At 38.6% G+C, this 17,154-nt stretch carries 13 protein-coding genes; 5 read left to right on the forward strand and 8 right to left on the reverse strand.

Annotation, left to right across the window (positions count from 1 at the left end; genetic code table 11):
• Positions 1 to 18: 18 nt before the first annotated feature.
• On the forward strand, positions 19 to 252 hold the full coding sequence (locus tag ACFIKD_RS04645) for a hypothetical protein (RefSeq protein WP_375647341.1): 234 nt from the start codon (positions 19 to 21) through the stop codon (positions 250 to 252).
• A 420-nt stretch (positions 253 to 672) separates the two neighbouring features.
• On the opposite strand, the gene ACFIKD_RS04650 is transcribed toward ACFIKD_RS04645, so the two are convergent.
• The 6 genes from ACFIKD_RS04650 to ACFIKD_RS04675 all read right to left on the reverse strand — a co-directional run bounded on the left by ACFIKD_RS04650 (position 673) and on the right by ACFIKD_RS04675 (position 9,325).
• Positions 673 to 1,362 (reverse strand): YdcF family protein, encoded by a 690-nt coding sequence (locus ACFIKD_RS04650; protein ID WP_375647343.1) that lies wholly within the window; start codon positions 1,360 to 1,362, stop codon positions 673 to 675.
• On the reverse strand, positions 1,349 to 2,302 hold the full coding sequence (locus ACFIKD_RS04655) for a cell division protein FtsX (protein ID WP_375647345.1): 954 nt from the start codon (positions 2,300 to 2,302) through the stop codon (positions 1,349 to 1,351). Before ACFIKD_RS04655 ends, ACFIKD_RS04650 begins: the two co-directional genes overlap by 14 nt.
• The gene (ftsE, locus tag ACFIKD_RS04660; protein ID WP_015856996.1) at positions 2,295 to 2,954 is read right to left on the reverse strand and encodes a cell division ATP-binding protein FtsE; all 660 of its coding nucleotides are present in this window, start codon (positions 2,952 to 2,954) and stop codon (positions 2,295 to 2,297) included. The genes ACFIKD_RS04655 and ftsE overlap by 8 nt, the downstream gene beginning before the upstream one ends.
• 558 nt (positions 2,955 to 3,512) lie before the next feature.
• On the reverse strand, positions 3,513 to 5,456 hold the full coding sequence (acs, locus tag ACFIKD_RS04665) for an acetate--CoA ligase (protein WP_375635489.1): 1,944 nt from the start codon (positions 5,454 to 5,456) through the stop codon (positions 3,513 to 3,515).
• Between the two features lie 1,767 nt (positions 5,457 to 7,223).
• A complete protein-coding gene (locus ACFIKD_RS04670) occupies positions 7,224 to 7,517 on the reverse strand; it encodes a hypothetical protein (protein WP_375635490.1) in 294 nt (97 codons plus the stop codon).
• A 1,118-nt stretch (positions 7,518 to 8,635) separates the two neighbouring features.
• Positions 8,636 to 9,325 carry a YggS family pyridoxal phosphate-dependent enzyme gene (locus ACFIKD_RS04675; RefSeq protein ID WP_375644436.1) on the reverse strand — a complete coding sequence of 230 codons (690 nt, stop codon included), beginning with the start codon at positions 9,323 to 9,325 and terminating at the stop codon, positions 8,636 to 8,638.
• Between the two features lie 165 nt (positions 9,326 to 9,490).
• On the opposite strand from ACFIKD_RS04675, the gene leuS reads away from it, so the two are divergent.
• Positions 9,491 to 12,151 carry a leucine--tRNA ligase gene (gene leuS / locus ACFIKD_RS04680; protein ID WP_375644536.1) on the forward strand — a complete coding sequence of 887 codons (2,661 nt, stop codon included), beginning with the start codon at positions 9,491 to 9,493 and terminating at the stop codon, positions 12,149 to 12,151.
• The gene (lptE, locus tag ACFIKD_RS04685) at positions 12,138 to 12,734 is read left to right on the forward strand and encodes an LPS assembly lipoprotein LptE (RefSeq protein WP_375635492.1); all 597 of its coding nucleotides are present in this window, start codon (positions 12,138 to 12,140) and stop codon (positions 12,732 to 12,734) included. The genes leuS and lptE overlap by 14 nt, the downstream gene beginning before the upstream one ends.
• On the opposite strand, the gene fsa is transcribed toward lptE, so the two are convergent.
• Positions 12,731 to 13,384 (reverse strand): fructose-6-phosphate aldolase, encoded by a 654-nt coding sequence (gene fsa, locus ACFIKD_RS04690; RefSeq protein WP_375620026.1) that lies wholly within the window; start codon positions 13,382 to 13,384, stop codon positions 12,731 to 12,733. The genes lptE and fsa overlap by 4 nt on opposite strands.
• Before the next feature lie 465 nt (positions 13,385 to 13,849).
• Positions 13,850 to 14,032 (reverse strand): hypothetical protein, encoded by a 183-nt coding sequence (locus ACFIKD_RS04695; RefSeq protein WP_375647346.1) that lies wholly within the window; start codon positions 14,030 to 14,032, stop codon positions 13,850 to 13,852.
• Positions 14,033 to 14,171: 139 nt separating this feature from the next.
• On the opposite strand from ACFIKD_RS04695, the gene ACFIKD_RS04700 reads away from it, so the two are divergent.
• Positions 14,172 to 14,387 carry a hypothetical protein gene (locus tag ACFIKD_RS04700; RefSeq protein ID WP_375644438.1) on the forward strand — a complete coding sequence of 72 codons (216 nt, stop codon included), beginning with the start codon at positions 14,172 to 14,174 and terminating at the stop codon, positions 14,385 to 14,387.
• A gap of 135 nt (positions 14,388 to 14,522) precedes the next feature.
• Positions 14,523 to 16,730, forward strand: a complete 2,208-nt coding sequence (locus ACFIKD_RS04705) for a primosomal protein N' (protein ID WP_375635495.1) — start codon at positions 14,523 to 14,525, stop codon at positions 16,728 to 16,730.
• The last annotated feature ends 424 nt before the right edge of the window (positions 16,731 to 17,154 follow it).

Raw genomic sequence — 17,154 nt, forward strand, 5'->3', positions numbered from 1 at the left:
AAAAGATTGCGATAAAAAGTGTGGGATGTTCGTGGCGGTGTGCGTTTTGAGCTTATTCCTATCTGTGATCTAAAATGCCCTTATGAAGATGCTTTGTTGAATGAAGAGATTATTACTAATATATTGGTTTATAATGATAGTTTAACCTTCTCTCTGTTGAATGAGAAATCTAAGTATCATAAATTTTCTTATTTTAAATCTATTAAAATTACTTCTTTTCATGTCATACGAGGTTGGTATGCTCGTGTTTAAAAAAGGCGAAAGCATGTCTCTTACCAATCATTCCAAGTGGTGTAAGAGCTATCGTAATATTGGGGGCGGTAAAATATAGGATGGGGTGGTTTGTCTTTTTTATGAAGCGTAAAGACGGTGGTATAAATAGATCTCTATAACAAGTCGGGAGATCTTATAGTTGGCTGGGCGCTCTATTTACAAGAGCTTATATATTGAGATGGCATGTACAGATCCCGTGCTGTGAGATATGTTTGGGATGTGAGAGATGTCTTGGGTGAATGTGCAATACAGTGATACGTGTATTGGGGTATTCTGTGTTATATGAGGGTAGCTCTGTCGAGCTTTTATAGAAGCAACCTCGTGTGGAAGGCTATGGAAAGAACGGTATGAAGCGGTCAGAAGATGGCAAGGTTTTTAAAAAAGTCAGAAGGATAAAGATTAGAATGCGGTTCTGATATAGACTTGGAGCGTTTTAATATATTGGAATATGAGAATGCGGATTTGATTGATCTGTTGTATTGCGCTTTCAGCATTGCTCTTTTTAACAGGATAAGCAATGAAATGGATATCAGGCATTAAATACTTAAGTTCTCGCATTGAGCGCCACATATGGTAATCATGGGTGACGATATAAAGGGTTTTATAGTGGTGTTTTTTGATCCAAGCAGCACTTTCTTTGGCGTTCCCTTGGGTGTTAATCGCTTGATGCCCAATGTCAATACAACATGAGACAAGCCGTGGGGTAATATGCCTGTTATGCATGAAACCTTTCAGATTGGTTGTGGTGTTTACGCCACTGATAAGGAGTCGTGAACCAAGCCCCTTTTGTAAGAGATGGATTCCTGTCTCTATTCGGTTTTCTCCGCCTGTAAGCACAATGATGGCATCAGCTTTGGGGAGAGGCTTTGGGGGAGAAAGTCGTTCAGTTTTTTCAGAAAAAACAATAAAACCGCCCCAGAAAATGAAAACAATGATTGCAAGAGTAAGTGTTGTCGGTGGAAAATAGCGAAATAAAAAGCACACAGACCAACGATAGTGGGGTGGTTTTGGAAGAGGACGTTCTAAATTGTTTTGCCTCAACGAGTTGGAATGGTAGGAGTGGTAAGTCATAAAATTAAAATAAACCATTTTCACATTGATCGATTTTTTTCAGTTGCGCTAAAATAGTCATGCGGTTTGTAAGAGTGGTAAGAAAAGAAACGAAAATAATAAGAAAAATGATTTTTCCGTAAGGAATGGAACTTATGGAAATATGTCCAAACAAAGCTGTTACTTGGCTAGCTTCCACTCTTCCCAAGTTATAATTCGTCCAGAGACAAAAGGCTAAAAACAGAAATATGCTTGTGAGACCACCATATAAAGCACCACGCAGCGCAGTTTTAAAAAAATGCCAGTCAAATTGGCGGGCAATGAAAAGAGTTTCAGTACCAAGGAAATATAAGACATTGATAATATGCGCATTTTCTGCCAATGCATTGCGGGTGGTAAAAATGATGGTAAGAATAAGAGAGCCTAGAACCAATGCTAAAATTGAAAAACCGATGAAAACAGTGGTGTGTGCCATGGTTGCAAAACGATGGACCCAAACACGGTGATCATCAAATTGACCTCCTGGAATTTGGGTTTTAATGGCGTGATTAATGGCTGCAAAATTGATTTTCTCATCCTCTTTCAGGGTCACAATGATAAGACGGGGAAGGGGCAGTTCATTGACATTAAAGCCTGTTCCAAGCCATGGTTCCAGTAATTTTTCTGTAGCTTTTTGGTCAACAATTTTTGCATCTTGTACACCAGAAAATGTTTTAACCAATTGTACGGCATCACGGAGTGCTTTATTGATATCAACATTGTCCATGGGGCGTATTTGTATTGTTGCTTCATAGCTAATCTGATTACTCCAATTTTGGGCGGCACGTTGGACTAAATCAACACCGATTAAGGTGAGGCTTGAAAGAAATGTCATAATAGCAATCACGGCAACCAGTGCTTTTCCAGAAATATTACCACTGGGAATAATCGCTGTTGTATTTTTTTTATTGCTTGTAAAAATGGGGAAAGACTTATTCATGAATCGTCATCCGTCCGTTATGGAGAAGCATACGCCGTGCTGCAACTTGTTCCATTAAGGCAATATCATGGGTAGCAATGATAACAGCTGTTCCAAAACGATTTAATTCAATAAACAAACGGAGTAGGCGTTTTGCCAAGGGCGGATCGACATTTCCGGTAGGTTCATCGGCAAGTAGAATTTCAGGTTGATCAATGAGCGCGCGTGCAATGGCTACCCTTTGTTTTTCTCCGCCGGAAAGAACTGGTGGTAAAACATGAATATGATCTCCAAGACCTACCCAACAGAGAAGATCTTCCACTTCACTGCGATAGGTTGCCTCTTCTTGTCCTTTAATGCGTAAAGGTAAGGAGACATTTTCATAAGTGGTCATGTGGTCGAGTAAACGAAAATCTTGAAAAACAACACCGATACGTTGTCGCAGCGCAGGGAGCTCTTGTCGTTTGAGTAACGCTGTGTCTGTTCCAAATAAATCAATATGACCGCGGGTGGGTTTGATTGCCAAAAACATAAGACGCATCAACGACGTCTTCCCTGCTCCAGAGGCGCCAGTGAGAAATTGAAATGATCCAGGAGGAATATGAAAGCTAATATCACGAAGGACCTCAGGTCCCATTCCATAGCGTAGACCGACATTTTCAAAATGAATCACTTTTTATTATTACTCCTGATTTTATATTGCATCATTTATTCTAAGAACTCTTACTTTCATTACTTTAGATTTTTGTTGTAAGCTTGGTTATTTTAGATTTCATGGTTTTCAATATTTTTTACACACCCTCGTTATAGATAAATATTTTTGCTCAAAAATATTATCACTTATACTTTCTCTTTTTAGCTTTATCTATGATTTTAGCAGGAATTTCAAAGTGATTCTAGCATAAACATCAGAACTATTTTTCCTTCTTTCTCAGAGGCTTTTTTGCATTGAGTGGGTACTGGGTGATTTTAAAAAGCTATGTTGCTCTTTTTATCTCACTTTCTTATTCTTATTCGCATTTATATTCCAATCTTAGCATCTTCCAACCGTGAAGTTTTTTCTTCTATTGTTTCTTATTTGTTATGAAGAAAGGCGTTTGTTGTTAGAGTTGTTGAGCTTCCCATGAATTGTTTTGTTTTTTTATTCTCATGGGTGGTTTTCGTAACAATGCTAGGATAATTTTAGCAGAAAAACAAAAACCACCGTATGTTGTGTTTCTTCGTGGTTTCTTTAATTTTGTCGGTTGGCAATAAGATCTTCAACAACTTGTGGTTCGGCAAGAGTTGAGATATCTCCGAGAGTATCAAAATCGTTTTCGGCGATTTTTCGTAAAATACGTCTCATAATTTTTCCTGATCGCGTTTTGGGAAGCTGTGGGGAAAATTGAATTTTATCCAATATGGCAATGGAGCCTATTTCCTTTCTCACATGTTTAATAAGCTCTTCTTGTAACTCTTCATTTGGAGCCGTCCCTTCCATTAAGGTGATAAAACTATAAATTCCTTGTCCTTTAATGGGATGCGGGTAACCCACAATGGCTGCTTCTGATACAGCGGGATGAGAAACGAGGGCTGATTCAATTTCAGCAGTTCCTAACCTGTGCCCCGAGACATTGAGAATGTCATCAACCCGCCCTGTAATCCAGTAATAGCCGTCACTATCACGCCTACAACCATCGCCTGTAAAATATCTTCCTTTATAGGAGGAAAAATAAGTTTGAATAAAGCGCTCATGATCTTTATAAAGCGTGCGCATTTGTCCTGGCCATGAATCACTGATACAAAGATTGCCTTCTGCTTCACCTTCTAAAATATTGCCTTGAGCATCAACAATTTGGGGTTGAACACCAAAAAAAGGACGTGTGGCTGATCCTGCTTTGAGGGGGGTTGCACCAGGCAAGGGCGTGATCATATGCCCTCCTGTTTCTGTTTGCCACCATGTATCGAGAATCGGACAACGGTCATTTCCAACTGTATGATAAAACCATTCCCATGCTTCTGGGTTAATCGGTTCTCCTACCGTGCCTAAAAGACGCAACGATGTCCTGTTTGAGTGTTCAACAAACGAATTTCCTGCTCCCATTAAGGTGCGGATAGCTGTTGGTGCGGTATAGAGTGTATTGACTTGATGCTTGTCGACAATTTCCCAAAATCTTCCTTTATCAGGAAAGGTTGGTGTGCCTTCAAACATTAAAGTGGTTGCACCATTGCATAAAGGTCCATAAACCAAGTAAGAATGACCGGTAATCCAACCAATATCAGCTGTACACCAGTAAATTTCATCAGGGTGATAATCAAAAACGTATTGATGTGTCATTGCGGCATAAACAAGATAGCCCGCTGTAGTATGCAAAACACCTTTGGGTTTGCCGGTGGAGCCTGAAGTATAAAGAATAAAAAGCGGATCTTCAGCGTTCATTGGTTCTGGTGGGCAGTCTGTTTTGGCATGAGCTATCTCTTCGTGGTACCAAAAATCACGTCCCTCTATCCATTGAATGGGTCCACAAGTCCGCCGTATAACCATGACTTGGTCCACATGCACGTTTTGGCGCGCTGCTATCTCAATAGCATGATCAACATTGTCTTTTAAGTTGATTCGTTTGCTGCCACGCAAGCCTTGATCAGCTGTAATAATGAAGGTTGATTCGCAGTCAACAAGGCGTCCTACTATTGCCTCAGCAGAAAAGCCAGCAAAGATAACCGAATGAACAGCACCAATGCGGGCGCAGGCGAGCATAGCATAGGCTGCTTCGGGAATCATGGGAAGATAAATGGTTACTTTATCGCCTTTCTTAATGCCACGACTTTTCAAAAGATTGGCAAAACGACAAACATGTTCATAAAGCTCGTTATAGGTTATTTTTTTATCATGATAAGGATTATCTCCTTCCCAAATAAGCGCGATTTTTTCTCCATGGGTTTTCAGGTGGCGATCAATGCAGTTATAGGCAACATTTGTTATTCCATCTTCGTACCATTTTATTGATACATCTCCATTAAAGGAAGTGTTTTTTACTTTTGTATAAGGTTTAAACCATTCAATGCATTTTCCATGTTTTGCCCAGAAGCTTTCTGGATCATTGACGCTTTCTTGATACCATTGTTGATAGGTCTCCTCATTGATAAGCGCATTTTTTTTGATTTCTTCTGATATTGGATAAATTTTTTCAGTCATGTGTCCCTCTTTTAATTTATTGTTTGGAAAAATTTGCCTCTATACTTTCGTATGTTTATATTTTTGGCAGAGTTTTCCAAAAGCTTTTCATTGCGAGGTTAGACTAAATGACAAAGATTAGAATAGTCAATTTTTAAAATCATCTGTGTTTGTCTTTACGTTTATATTTTAAGAGAGCTTTTTTATGCTGTTTTAGGGGGTAACGTGTGACAAAGTATATCGTCATAAAGAGCTGTAAATTGTATAGAAATACAAAAAGATCGTATTGTTGTAGAGAGAGCTCTTTATGTGCCGATAAGAAATTAAATTTTAAAAACAAATTCATATAAAAGTTAAAAGGAGATGGGGATTCGTAGATTATCGGCATTATTTATAAAGTCATTTTCGAAGGGCGAATATTGCCACACTACAGATTTATTACTTCCATAAATGTAAAATACTGACACTTAGTGTTTTGCGTTATGCCATTCACTGATTGTACTAGGAAATGGTATTGGGAGCAAGGACAAATGTTCCTTCAAGATCCACCTAAGGCTAGGAACGCATTGAAAATCTAAAATTAATTCTTGCTTGTTTTTTAGGGAAAGGAAAAAATCAAGTTAACTATCCGATTGTGCACGCCCTTAAAAATATCATCCTTTAAAGCAGTGTTATAAACATGCTGGGTAATTTATCGATTTGACTGTTTTTTAATTAATATAAACACAAATATATAAATAAGTTATTAGAAATAAAGAACATAATAACTGACTATAATGCCGTTATGATATTTTCTAAATGTAACAAAATTTTTTCTAAAAAAATAAATATAGTAATAGATATAATTAATACGGCGAATAATTTCGCAATCATATATTGTATTTGTATAAAATACAATATAAAAAATTATTATGTATAAATAATAATTTTAGTGTAATGCTTTTAATATTATATCTTTTAAATTATCAACGTTATATTTACAAAATACACCAAACAGAAATGAAACCAAAAAAATAAATAAGAAGAAGAGTATCACTAATAGTCATAAGATCCATAAGATCCATTATAAGTACCTTCATAAAAGTTGCGATTGTAACATACAGCGTTGAATGCTACCTTAAATATACATATTTGTAAATATGTATCTATATAATATTAATATTTAAAAATATACATTATAAAATATTACTTATAATTTGATATAAACCAATATAGTTAAATAAAAGACTAATAAGAAAGAATATACAGCTTATTAATAATGATTTTTTAGAGAATCTTTCCAACTATAAGAAATAAAATTATAATAAAAAAGATATATTAAACCAAAAAAATGTTGCTATAAGCGATTCAATAATTTTATGAGTAAAATCTGTCATTATAAATCATAATTTCTCATTAATAGCACCATCGCTACTTTATTCAGTGTACTTGGAACTCATCCGATAAAGATTAATATAAACCAAAATATCTACATAAACTATCAGAAATAATGAACAGAATTACTGTATATAATGTTGTTTTTATAGATACTTTCCAACTGTAACCACCAATTTTTTTAAAACCAATAGCATATATAGGGATGAATACAATGAGAATGCAAAACAGTCTTATGATTTCATAAAGAATATTCATTATAACAAAATCCTGATTATGTGATGTGATTCACAATAGATATCTCCGAAAACTATTTTATCCACAGATGTAGATATTTAATTTTGGTATATTCTTTCGAATATATTTACAGAATTATTTATCTTCAGAGATATCTTTGTAGCTATTCTCTATAAATTAGAACCAACACTCACGACCTTTTTCTATAAAGCCCCAAGCAGCACCTCCTATGTATCCCAATGACAAAGCTCCCATTCCACCTGTAAATGCACCCACTGGTCCCCCAGTTATACCACCTTGAATTGCACCAACTACTCCTGCCGGAACTCCTACTTCGCTGCCACGTGCATTCATGTGAGACATAAAAGCACCAGGACTAAATGCATTTCCATGAGTAGGTCTTGAATTGTGCGAATGACCAAAAGAATGCTTTGTCGCCATATGACCGAATGTGTTGAATGAACCAAACATATTAATTCTTCTTAATTATCTACAGTAAAAGTAGCATCACAATGATACATTTCAAATGGCTATCACGTATTTTTAGAGAAATGTCAAAGATAAACTTTAAAAATAACAATAAAAATACTGTATAAATAATATATAAATTATGTATATATGAATTTTTTTCTTAAAAAGATAATAATATTAATTATAAGTTTTTAAAATATAAGAAATGACACCATATTTTTTCTTAATTAAAGTTTAAATTTAGAAAAATTGCGTATATTAAAAGTTGAAGTTTTTCTCTTTGTTTAAGAAATCCACAAAGGAATAATGATAAAGAAATATCGTTATTGGGATCGGTTTCATTGCCATTGTTTTGCATGCATGTATTATGCGCATATGCACGGGATTCGTTCTTTTATTTTTCAGGCGGATATTGACTGTATTTACGCTTTGTAGAGCATAGAAAGTCTCTATGCTATCGTTGTGATCTTATAGGATTGCTATTCATGTTGTTTAGCGCGGCTCTTGGTGCTCTATTGAGCATTTGAGATGTTTATTTTGCTCAAGTGACTTACATGAAAGAGTTTTGTTACTGTATTATGCAGCCATAAGCCTCTTTTTGCCTGCTTTACGCCATTGGCATGTGGGGAAATTGTTTACGCGTGTTGGAGAAGTTAAGAGAATTCGTGGTTTTTAATGGAAATCATTGCGATAATCGTATTGAATATTCTTTTGCAATTGGTGATTTTGCGACAGTTTTTTCATTCATGCGCAACGCCCCTCTTATCATTTTGCCTTTATATAAGGATTTATTTTTTACGTTGCTTTTGCTGGAGAGGCGGTCAGAGGGGAGGTGAAGTAGAGCCAATGTGCGAGAATATGAGAGCCAAATTGCAATGCTATCTTGAAGCTATTGTATGTGTTGTGGATGTGCCGGTGAGAAATTTGAGAAGACCAGCTTTTTTGCTTATTTTGCTAACAGGATGAAAGAGGGACTGGAATCTTTTTTGCTAGAATTGCTTTTTTATTAATATTGAAGGAAATATTTTTTCTCATTTCTGCTGTTTTTGGCTTGTTCGTAGAATTTTCAATGGGAGTTTATATGAAGGGGGAATGAGTTTATATGAGGGGAAATTGCTTTACACAGGGCGTTTTCCAAATAAAGCAGAGCCAATGCGAAGGACGTTAGAGCCAAACTGTAGAGCGGTTTTGAAGTCACTGGACATACCCATGGAAAGCTTTGGAAGACCTGCTTGTTTTGCTAATTTTGCTAAGAGCGCGAAATAGGGTCCGGGGTTTTCATCGACAGGGGGGATGCCCATAAGACCGATGATATCAAGTCCATAGTTGTTTTTGCATTGGTTGACAAAAGGGATTACTTCTTGCGGTGCAACACCACTTTTTTGCGGTTCTAAGCCAATGTTAACCTGAACATAGCAAGGAAGATGCCTTTTTTGTTTTTGCATTTCTTCGGATAAAATTTTGGCTATTTTTTCACGATCAACCGTTTGAATGACATCAAAAATTTTGATAGCTTCGGCGGCTTTATTTGATTGTAAGGGACCGATGAGATGAAGTTTAATATTTTCAAATTGTTGACGTAAAGCAGGCCATTTTTGTGCTGCTTCTTGTACGCGGTTTTCTGCAAACAAAGATTGGCCTGCTTGTAAAAGGGGACGTATATCAGTGGCAGGAACAGTTTTTGAAACAGCGATAAGTTCAATTTCTTCTACAGGGCGTTGTAACTCTTGGCATGTTTCAGCAATGTCTTTTTGAAGGTTTTGCCATGCTTCAATGGAAGGGGCATCGAGGGGCGTTTGTGTATTCATATTTTTGTGTTTTACCTTTTTTGTTCAAGAGTTGGTCGTTTTTTTAAAAGTTTTATAAAATACTTAGGGAAATATTTCACGAAAATGTTGACGATGAGGTTAATCCATGGTCAAGCATAATAAAACAAGTTTTTGGTTCTGTTTTATTAAAAGAGTATAATGGGAATGACGATTGAACATTATAATATAGGCGAACGCTATAATCCACGTGCGAGAGAAAAAAAATGGCAAGAAATTTGGGATGAAAAGAAAATTTTTCAGACTGTTCAAGAAGATGCTCGTGAAAAATATTATGTTTTAGAAATGTTTCCTTATCCGTCAGGCCGCATTCACATGGGGCATGTGCGCAATTATGCCATGGGGGATGTGGTGGCACGCTATAAAAGGGCAAAGGGTTTTAATGTGCTTCATCCTATGGGCTGGGATGCTTTTGGTATGCCGGCTGAAAATGCTGCTCTGCAAAGTAAAGTGCATCCTAAAACTTGGACCTATCAGAATATTGCTGTGATGCGCGGGCAATTAAAGCAATTAGGGCTCTCACTAGATTGGACGCGTGAATTTGCGACTTGTGATGTGGAATATTACCATCGTCAACAAATGTTGTTCCTTGATTTCTATCAAAAGGGGTTGGTTGCGCGTAAAGTGGCTAAGGTGAATTGGGATCCTGTTGACCACACCGTTTTGGCAAATGAGCAGGTTGTTGATGGGCGGGGATGGCGTTCTGGTGCGTTGGTGGAACAGCGTGAATTGACACAGTGGTTTTTCAAAATTAGCGACTTTAGTGAAGAGCTCTTGGCTGGGCTTGAAGAGCTGGAGCAGTGGCCTGAAAAAGTTCGCACTATGCAAAAAAATTGGATTGGAAAATCGCAAGGTTTACTGATTCGTTGGGCTTTAAAGGCAACAAGTGGTGTTGATGATGCAAGTGGTGTTGATGATGTTTGTGAGATGTTTAATGAGGTTGTTTGTTATTCAACACGTCCTGATACACTTTTTGGCGCCTCTTTTTTAGCTCTGTCTGTTGACCATCCCATTGCACAAGCTTTGGCAAAGAAAGATAAAGCGTTGAGTGCTTTTATCGAAAACTGTCGGTGTGGTGGAACGACAACGGCAGCACTTGAAACAGCTGAAAAACAAGGATTTCTTACGCCCCTTTTGGCAGTTCATCCTTTTGATTCAACAGTACATATTCCTGTTTATATCGCGAATTTTGTGCTTATGGATTATGGAACAGGGGTTGTTTTTGGTTGTCCGGCTCATGATCAGAGAGATTTCGATTTTGCGCGTAAATATGATCTTCCAATAAAACCAGTGGTTTTGCCAAAAGGAGAGCAAGAAGAAGATCTTGTCATTGCTGAAACAGCTTATACGGGTGATGGTGTGATGATCAATTCCAGCTTTTTGGATGGTTTGACACCTAAACAAGCTTTTGAAGAAGCAGCCAAAAGGCTTGAGAAACAAATGCTCAATGGGCAACCGCAAGGGAAAAAAACAGTGCAATTTCGTTTGCGTGATTGGGGGATTTCGCGGCAGCGTTATTGGGGGTGCCCCATTCCGATGATCCATTGTACATCTTGTGGAGTGATTCCTGTGCCGCGCACCGATTTACCGGTTGTGTTGCCTGATGATGTTACTTTTGATCAACCTGGAAATCCTCTTGCACGGCATGGAACCTGGCAGAATGTTACTTGTCCTTCCTGTGGTCAACCTGCCAAACGTGAAACCGATACCATGGATACATTTGTTGACTCTTCTTGGTATTATGCACGCTTTACGGCCCCTTTTGCGCAGGAACCTGTCGACAAACAAGCAATCTCTGAATGGTTGCCTGTGCAACAATATATTGGTGGAATTGAGCATGCCATTTTGCATCTTCTTTATGCACGCTTTTTTATGCGTGCCATGAAATTGATCGGTCATGTGACTGTTGATGAGCCTTTTAAGGGGCTTTTTACCCAAGGTATGGTGGTTCATGAAACCTATCGGGATGATCAAGGGTGGGTTTCTCCAGCAGAAATTTCCATTGTTGAAAAGGATGGAAAACGACAGGCTTATAAATTGACTGATCAAAGTGAAGTGATGATTGGTTCGATTGAAAAAATGTCGAAATCCAAAAAGAATGTCGTTGATCCTGATGATATTATCGCATCCTATGGCGCTGATACTGTGCGTTGGTTTGTGTTGTCAGATTCTCCCCCTGATCGGGATGTCATCTGGACAGAATCTGGTGTTGAAGGAGCTCATCGCTTTGTACAGCGTGTCTGGCGTTGTGTGGCTTTGAGCGCTTCTGTTTTAAAGGATGTGGCGCCTTGTGCAGGGCATCAGGGGGCGGCTTTGGAACTCTCAAAGGCTGCACATCGTACGCTTTGCGCTGTAGAAGATGATTTGGAAAAATTTGCTTTTAATCGGGCTATTGCACGCCTTTATGAATTCTTGAATATTATGGCACCGTTGCTCAACAAAATAGCAAGTGTTGACGATGAAATGAAAGCTTCTTTACGTCAAGCCATGGATTTTTTTCTTGCCATGATTGCACCGATGATGCCTCATTTAGCAGAAGAATGTCATGCTGCTTTAGGGGGGGAAACTTTAATGTCTGCGCTTGCTTGGCCTGTTTATGACAGTGCGTTAACCGTTGCGGAATGCTATACTTTGCCAGTACAAATTAATGGTAAAAAACGCGGTGAGGTGAGCGTTGCAGCAACAGCAAATGAAACGATGATTAAAGAAGCGGTTTTGGCTTTAGATTTTGTAAAGGCACAGCTGGTTGAAAAGCCTGTGAAAAAAATCATTATTGTTCCACAAAGGATTGTAAATGTCGTTTTTTAAAAGTTTGATTCTTGTCGTTTTAGCTGGTGTATTCACACTGTTGTGTGGATGCAAAGTTGAACCGCTTTATCGTCAAGAGTTGCAGAGTGCAATGACAATGAATTCTGCTTCCTATAGGAATCCTGTTTCTGGGCAAGCTTCTTTGGGGCTTGCGCAAAAGCTTGCCTCTATTGTTGTGGAAGAGCCTTCGGATCGTTTTGGTCAAATGGTGCGCAATCATCTGCTGTTTCTTTTGTATGGAAATGGTGGTAAACCTTCTCTACCTGCTTATCGATTGGCATTGCAGATATCCGTATCTACAAGAGAATCTATGCAGATAGAGGTTGATTTCGAGAAAAAACGAAAAGGACGACCTTCTGTTGGAACTGTTATGAGCAGAGCTTCTTACACTTTGCAGGATATGAAAAATACTCTTGTTGCAAAAGGAACAGCAATGATGAATGCATCTTTTGACCGACTTCGTCAAGAATATGCAACGATGCAAGCAGAAGAAGATGCAAAAAAACGTGTTGCTGAAGAGTTGGCTGAACAGATTTTTTTGTTACTTTCAAAAGATCTTTCCAATAAAAATTCTAGATATTAAGCAATATTTTGTCCTGTTTTTTTCCAGTCGTTGAGAAATATTTGCAACCCTTTATCAGTGAGAGGGTGTTTGACCAGTGCTTTTAAGATTGCTGGTGGAACTGTTGCAACGTCAGCACCACTGAGTGCTGCTTCTTTGACATGATTAACGGTGCGGATTGAAGCGGCTAGGATTTGTGTTTCAAAGTTATAGTTATCATAAATTGTGCGAATTTCATGAAGCAGTTCACTTCCATCATTTCCGCAATCATCAAGTCTACCAATAAAAGGCGAAACAAATGTCGCGCCTGCTTTGGCTGCAAGTAAGGCTTGATTGGCAGAAAAGCAAAGTGTGAGATTTGTTTTTAGTCCTTCTTTTGTGAGGGCTTTACAGGCTTTTAATCCATCGAGTGTTAAAGGAAGCTTGATACAAATATTGTCGGCAATCTTTGCTAAAACAGCCGCTTCTTTCATGATGTTTTCAAATTCCGTTGCTGCAACTTCAGCAGAAACAGGCCCGCTAATGAGAGCACAAATTTCTTTTGTAACATCAAGAATATTGCGTCCTGATTTTAGGATAAGAGAGGGATTGGTGGTGACACCATCAACAAGGCTTAAATTCTGTAACTCTTGGATTTCTTCGATATTGGCGCTATCCACAAAAAATTTCATATCTAACCTCTTCTTTTTAGCTTTTATCCTATTTTTTGTTATGTGCTATTGTTGACTGCAAAAGCAAGAGAAAGAATTAATCTCTGTGTAAAGAACAAGAATGCTATGATGTTAACCATGTACTCGTTTTCAGTAAAGAAATATTACTTATTGTTTCTATACCTATTTTATATCGTTGCTCGTGATAAGGCATAGAGTTCATTGCGTACCAACATTTTTGCGTATTGGCATCTTTGCGTAGCGGTATTTTTATACTTATGAAAATAAGCTAGCATTATCACACACTTTGCTCATTTCCTATTTGCGATTGCTCTTGATATTTGAGAGTGCATCATAAGATACCTCCCTTTTTCAGGGGGTAGGTTTAACCTCATTTTTAATAGAAGCGAATGGATTTATTTTATCGTAAAACACCATTGAAGAAGGCATGTAAAATTTTACACATGAAGGGTTTTTTATGGTCAATTACATTGATTTATTCTGTGTTACCCATTCTTCAACAATACGCTTTTGTGCTACTTGTATTGTTGCTTGATTCTCAATCAAGCTGAAAGATGTACGCACGTGTTTCCACGTTTTGGCACAAAGCCAAGGTGAATATTGTAACGGTTCCATTTGCAATATTATTCTCCCTGTAATTAAAATCATGGGAGACTCTCTCATCAATAAGGATTTACAAATGTTCCTCGATGGGTTTGAAATGAGAAAAATTCATCGTATTGAGGGTTTTTATTACAATAGGTAAAATGATGATTATATCTTTATAAATCAGTTTGTTGAAGATAAATTGAGATATGAGACGGTAAAAAATAAACGTGTGTGTTGGGAAGAAGTTACACTATGGGATAGCTTTGTTGAAGAGCGCACTTACAATATCATGTTGAATGCTTATAGTGATGAGCTTTATTTGCACAGAAGAATGGCGCTGGTTTTTTTTGCTATAGAGTTTTTTATTATAGACGATGAGATTGGTTCTTTTATTGGCACTTTGGTGATGAAATGAGTGTTAAAAAGAATTTTTGTGAGAAAAGTGTTGTGATAGGGGGAGAGATTGAATCCCGCAATGAATTTTATAAGAGTGTTTAAAGATAAGGTGTAGACCTGTTGGTGCTCAAGAGGTCGTAGATTGGTTTAAAAGATGCATTCAAATGTGATAGAGGAAGAGATTGTATCCGTATTGGTTCCTCTTCCTGTTGCTCACGCTTATAGTTATAAAGTTCCATCTTCTATGGAGGTGAACGTTGGTTCCTTTGTTCGGGTTCCGGTGATGGGGCGTGAGCTTTGCGGTTTTGTTGTGGATGTCGGAGAGAAGACAGCAGATGGGCAAAGGTCTGGTTTGGTGGCGTGTGAAAAATTACGCTCTCTGCTTCATGTTTTTGATTGTCCCCCATTAAAGGCAGAAATGATCACATTTTTGCGTTTTGTCAGTCGCTATACAATGGCGCCTTTCGGTCTTGTGGCGCGATTGGTTTTGTCTGTACCGGCTGCTTTAGAGCCGGAAGCACAGATGTTGGGTTTGCGATATTGTGGTGGAAATGTAGAACGTCTCACACCAGCGCGATTACGGGTTTTGGAATTGGTGCGTAATGAGAAGATATGGACACGTTCTGGTCTTGCGCATGCGGCTGGAACTTCGGTTTCTGTTGTTGAAGGTTTAAAAGCGTTAGGGGTTTTTGAAGATGTTATAGTTCCTGCTCCTGATCTTGTGGCAATGCCTGATCCTGACTTTTGTCCCCCTCAGTTGCAGGGAGCGCAAAATGAAGCAGCAACAATGTTGCGAGAAGGTGTTTTATCTTCTCAGTTTCAAGTTTTTTTGCTTGATGGTGTTACGGGATCAGGAAAGACAGAGGTTTATTTTGAAGCGGTTGCTCAAGCCTTCAAAGGGGGCAAGCAGGTTTTAATTTTATTGCCGGAAATTGCTTTAACACAGCAGTTTTTAGATCGTTTTTATGCACGCTTTGGAGCTGCGGCAGCGGAATGGCATTCTGATTTGACGCCACGTCGTAGAGAACGTGTCTGGCGGCAAGTTGCAGAAGGGCGGGTGCGTGTCGTTGCGGGGGCTCGTTCAGCGCTTTTTCTTCCCTTTCATGAGCTTGGCTTGATTGTTGTCGATGAAGAACATGATAGCGCTTATAAACAAGAAGAGCGCATTTTTTACCATGCGCGTGATATGGCTGTTGCACGGGGTTCTTTTGAGCATTTTCCTGTTATTTTATCTTCAGCTACACCGTCGATTGAAAGCCAAGCCAATGTTTTAAAAGGGCGTTATCAAAAGGTGCATTTACCTTCCCGTTTTAAAGAAGTAGCACTTCCACAGTTGCGGGTGGTTGATATGCGCCAAGGAGGGGTGCAAAAGGGGCGCTTTATTTCCTTTGCTCTTGAAAGGGCTTTAAAACAAACGCTTGATAAGGGCGAACAAGCTCTTCTTTTTCTTAATCGTCGTGGTTATGCACCTTTAACTTTATGCCGAATTTGCGGACATCGTTTTCATTGTACTGATTGTTCAAGTTGGTTGGTCGAACATCGTGCGCAAGGGCAATTGAAATGTCATCATTGTGGATATCATGAACCACTTCCTCAAGCCTGTCCTGAATGCGGGACATTAGATCATCTCGTGGCTTGTGGACCGGGTGTGGAAAGAATTGCAGAAGAAACACAAATGCTTTTTCCTCAAGCGCGATCATTGATTCTTTCAACAGATCTCAAAGGAGGGATTGGGCAATTGCGAAGCGAATTACAAGCCATTGCAAATGGCGATGTGGACATTATTATTGGAACACAGTTGGTCGCTAAAGGACATCATTTTCCCAAGCTCTCTTTGGTTGGCGTTATTGATGCTGATCTTGGTCTTGCCAATGGCGATTTACGCGCAAGTGAACGTACCTACCAGCTGCTTTCTCAAGTTACCGGAAGAGCAGGGCGTGTGGGATTGGAAAGTTTAGGATTATTGCAAACTTATCAACCAGATCATCCGGTCATCAAAGCCTTACTTTCATGCCAGCCAGAAGATTTTTACACACGTGAGATTGCAGCGCGTCAGCATTATCATTTGCCTCCCTATGGGCGGCTTGCCTCTTTGATTGTATCTGCACAACAGCGCCAAGCAGCAGAACATTATGCGCGCGCATTACGCCAAGCAGCGCCACGGGAGAAAAATATCTCGGTTATGGGACCAGCAGAAGCGCCTTTAGCTCTGGTTCGGGGGCGTTATCGCTTTCGGCTTTTGCTGCAAGGACAGCGCTCTTTTGATATACAAGGGTTTATACGTGCAATGCTTAGCGGTATACCCAAAATGCCCAGTTCCGTTCGGGTTCAAATTGATATTGATCCGCAAAGTTTTTTCTAAAACCAGTCTCGCATAAAGTGAAGGTCCCTTTAGCTTAAGGTGCTTTACTTTAATACTATCTATTCAGAATAAGCATCCAAGCAGCAGAATATGATACATGTGCATTGCATTAAGCAGAGCCACGGGAAAAAATATCTTTGTTATGGAACCAGCAGAAGCGTCTCTTTTATTTGAGGGCGCTATCATTTTGGCTTTTACTCCTTTTTTGTTTTAGGGACAGTATCCTTTTGATAGGCGGATTTTTTTATAATGGCTGATTATAGGGGCTGAAAATGCTTGTAAATACACCAAAAATATCCAAATTTATACGGGTTCAAATTGATATTGATCTATGCTTTTTCTAAAATCAGTGCAATATAGTGCCATATAAAGTGAAGCTATGTAGGCTTAATGAAGGTCGTGTTTTTGATGTTGTTTGACCTTA

Source organism: Bartonella sp. CR84HXZ (assembly GCF_042194535.1).
GTDB lineage: Bacteria > Pseudomonadota > Alphaproteobacteria > Rhizobiales > Rhizobiaceae > Bartonella > Bartonella grahamii.

Excerpts from the sequence above, each read along its gene's own strand:
- leuS (WP_375644536.1), top strand. The coding sequence starts at position 9,491 with ATGACGATTGAACATTATAATATAGGCGAACGCTATAATCCACGTGCG.
- fsa (WP_375620026.1), bottom strand. The coding sequence starts at position 13,384 with ATGAAATTTTTTGTGGATAGCGCCAATATCGAAGAAATCCAAGAGTTA.
- ACFIKD_RS04655 (WP_375647345.1), bottom strand. The coding sequence starts at position 2,302 with ATGAATAAGTCTTTCCCCATTTTTACAAGCAATAAAAAAAATACAACA.
- ACFIKD_RS04695 (WP_375647346.1), bottom strand. The coding sequence starts at position 14,032 with ATGATTTTAATTACAGGGAGAATAATATTGCAAATGGAACCGTTACAA.
- ACFIKD_RS04650 (WP_375647343.1), bottom strand. The coding sequence starts at position 1,362 with ATGGTTTATTTTAATTTTATGACTTACCACTCCTACCATTCCAACTCG.
- ACFIKD_RS04670 (WP_375635490.1), bottom strand. The coding sequence starts at position 7,517 with ATGTTTGGTTCATTCAACACATTCGGTCATATGGCGACAAAGCATTCT.
- acs (WP_375635489.1), bottom strand. The coding sequence starts at position 5,456 with ATGACTGAAAAAATTTATCCAATATCAGAAGAAATCAAAAAAAATGCG.
- ACFIKD_RS04705 (WP_375635495.1), top strand. The coding sequence starts at position 14,523 with ATGCATTCAAATGTGATAGAGGAAGAGATTGTATCCGTATTGGTTCCT.
- lptE (WP_375635492.1), top strand. The coding sequence starts at position 12,138 with ATGTCGTTTTTTAAAAGTTTGATTCTTGTCGTTTTAGCTGGTGTATTC.
- ACFIKD_RS04675 (WP_375644436.1), bottom strand. The coding sequence starts at position 9,325 with ATGAATACACAAACGCCCCTCGATGCCCCTTCCATTGAAGCATGGCAA.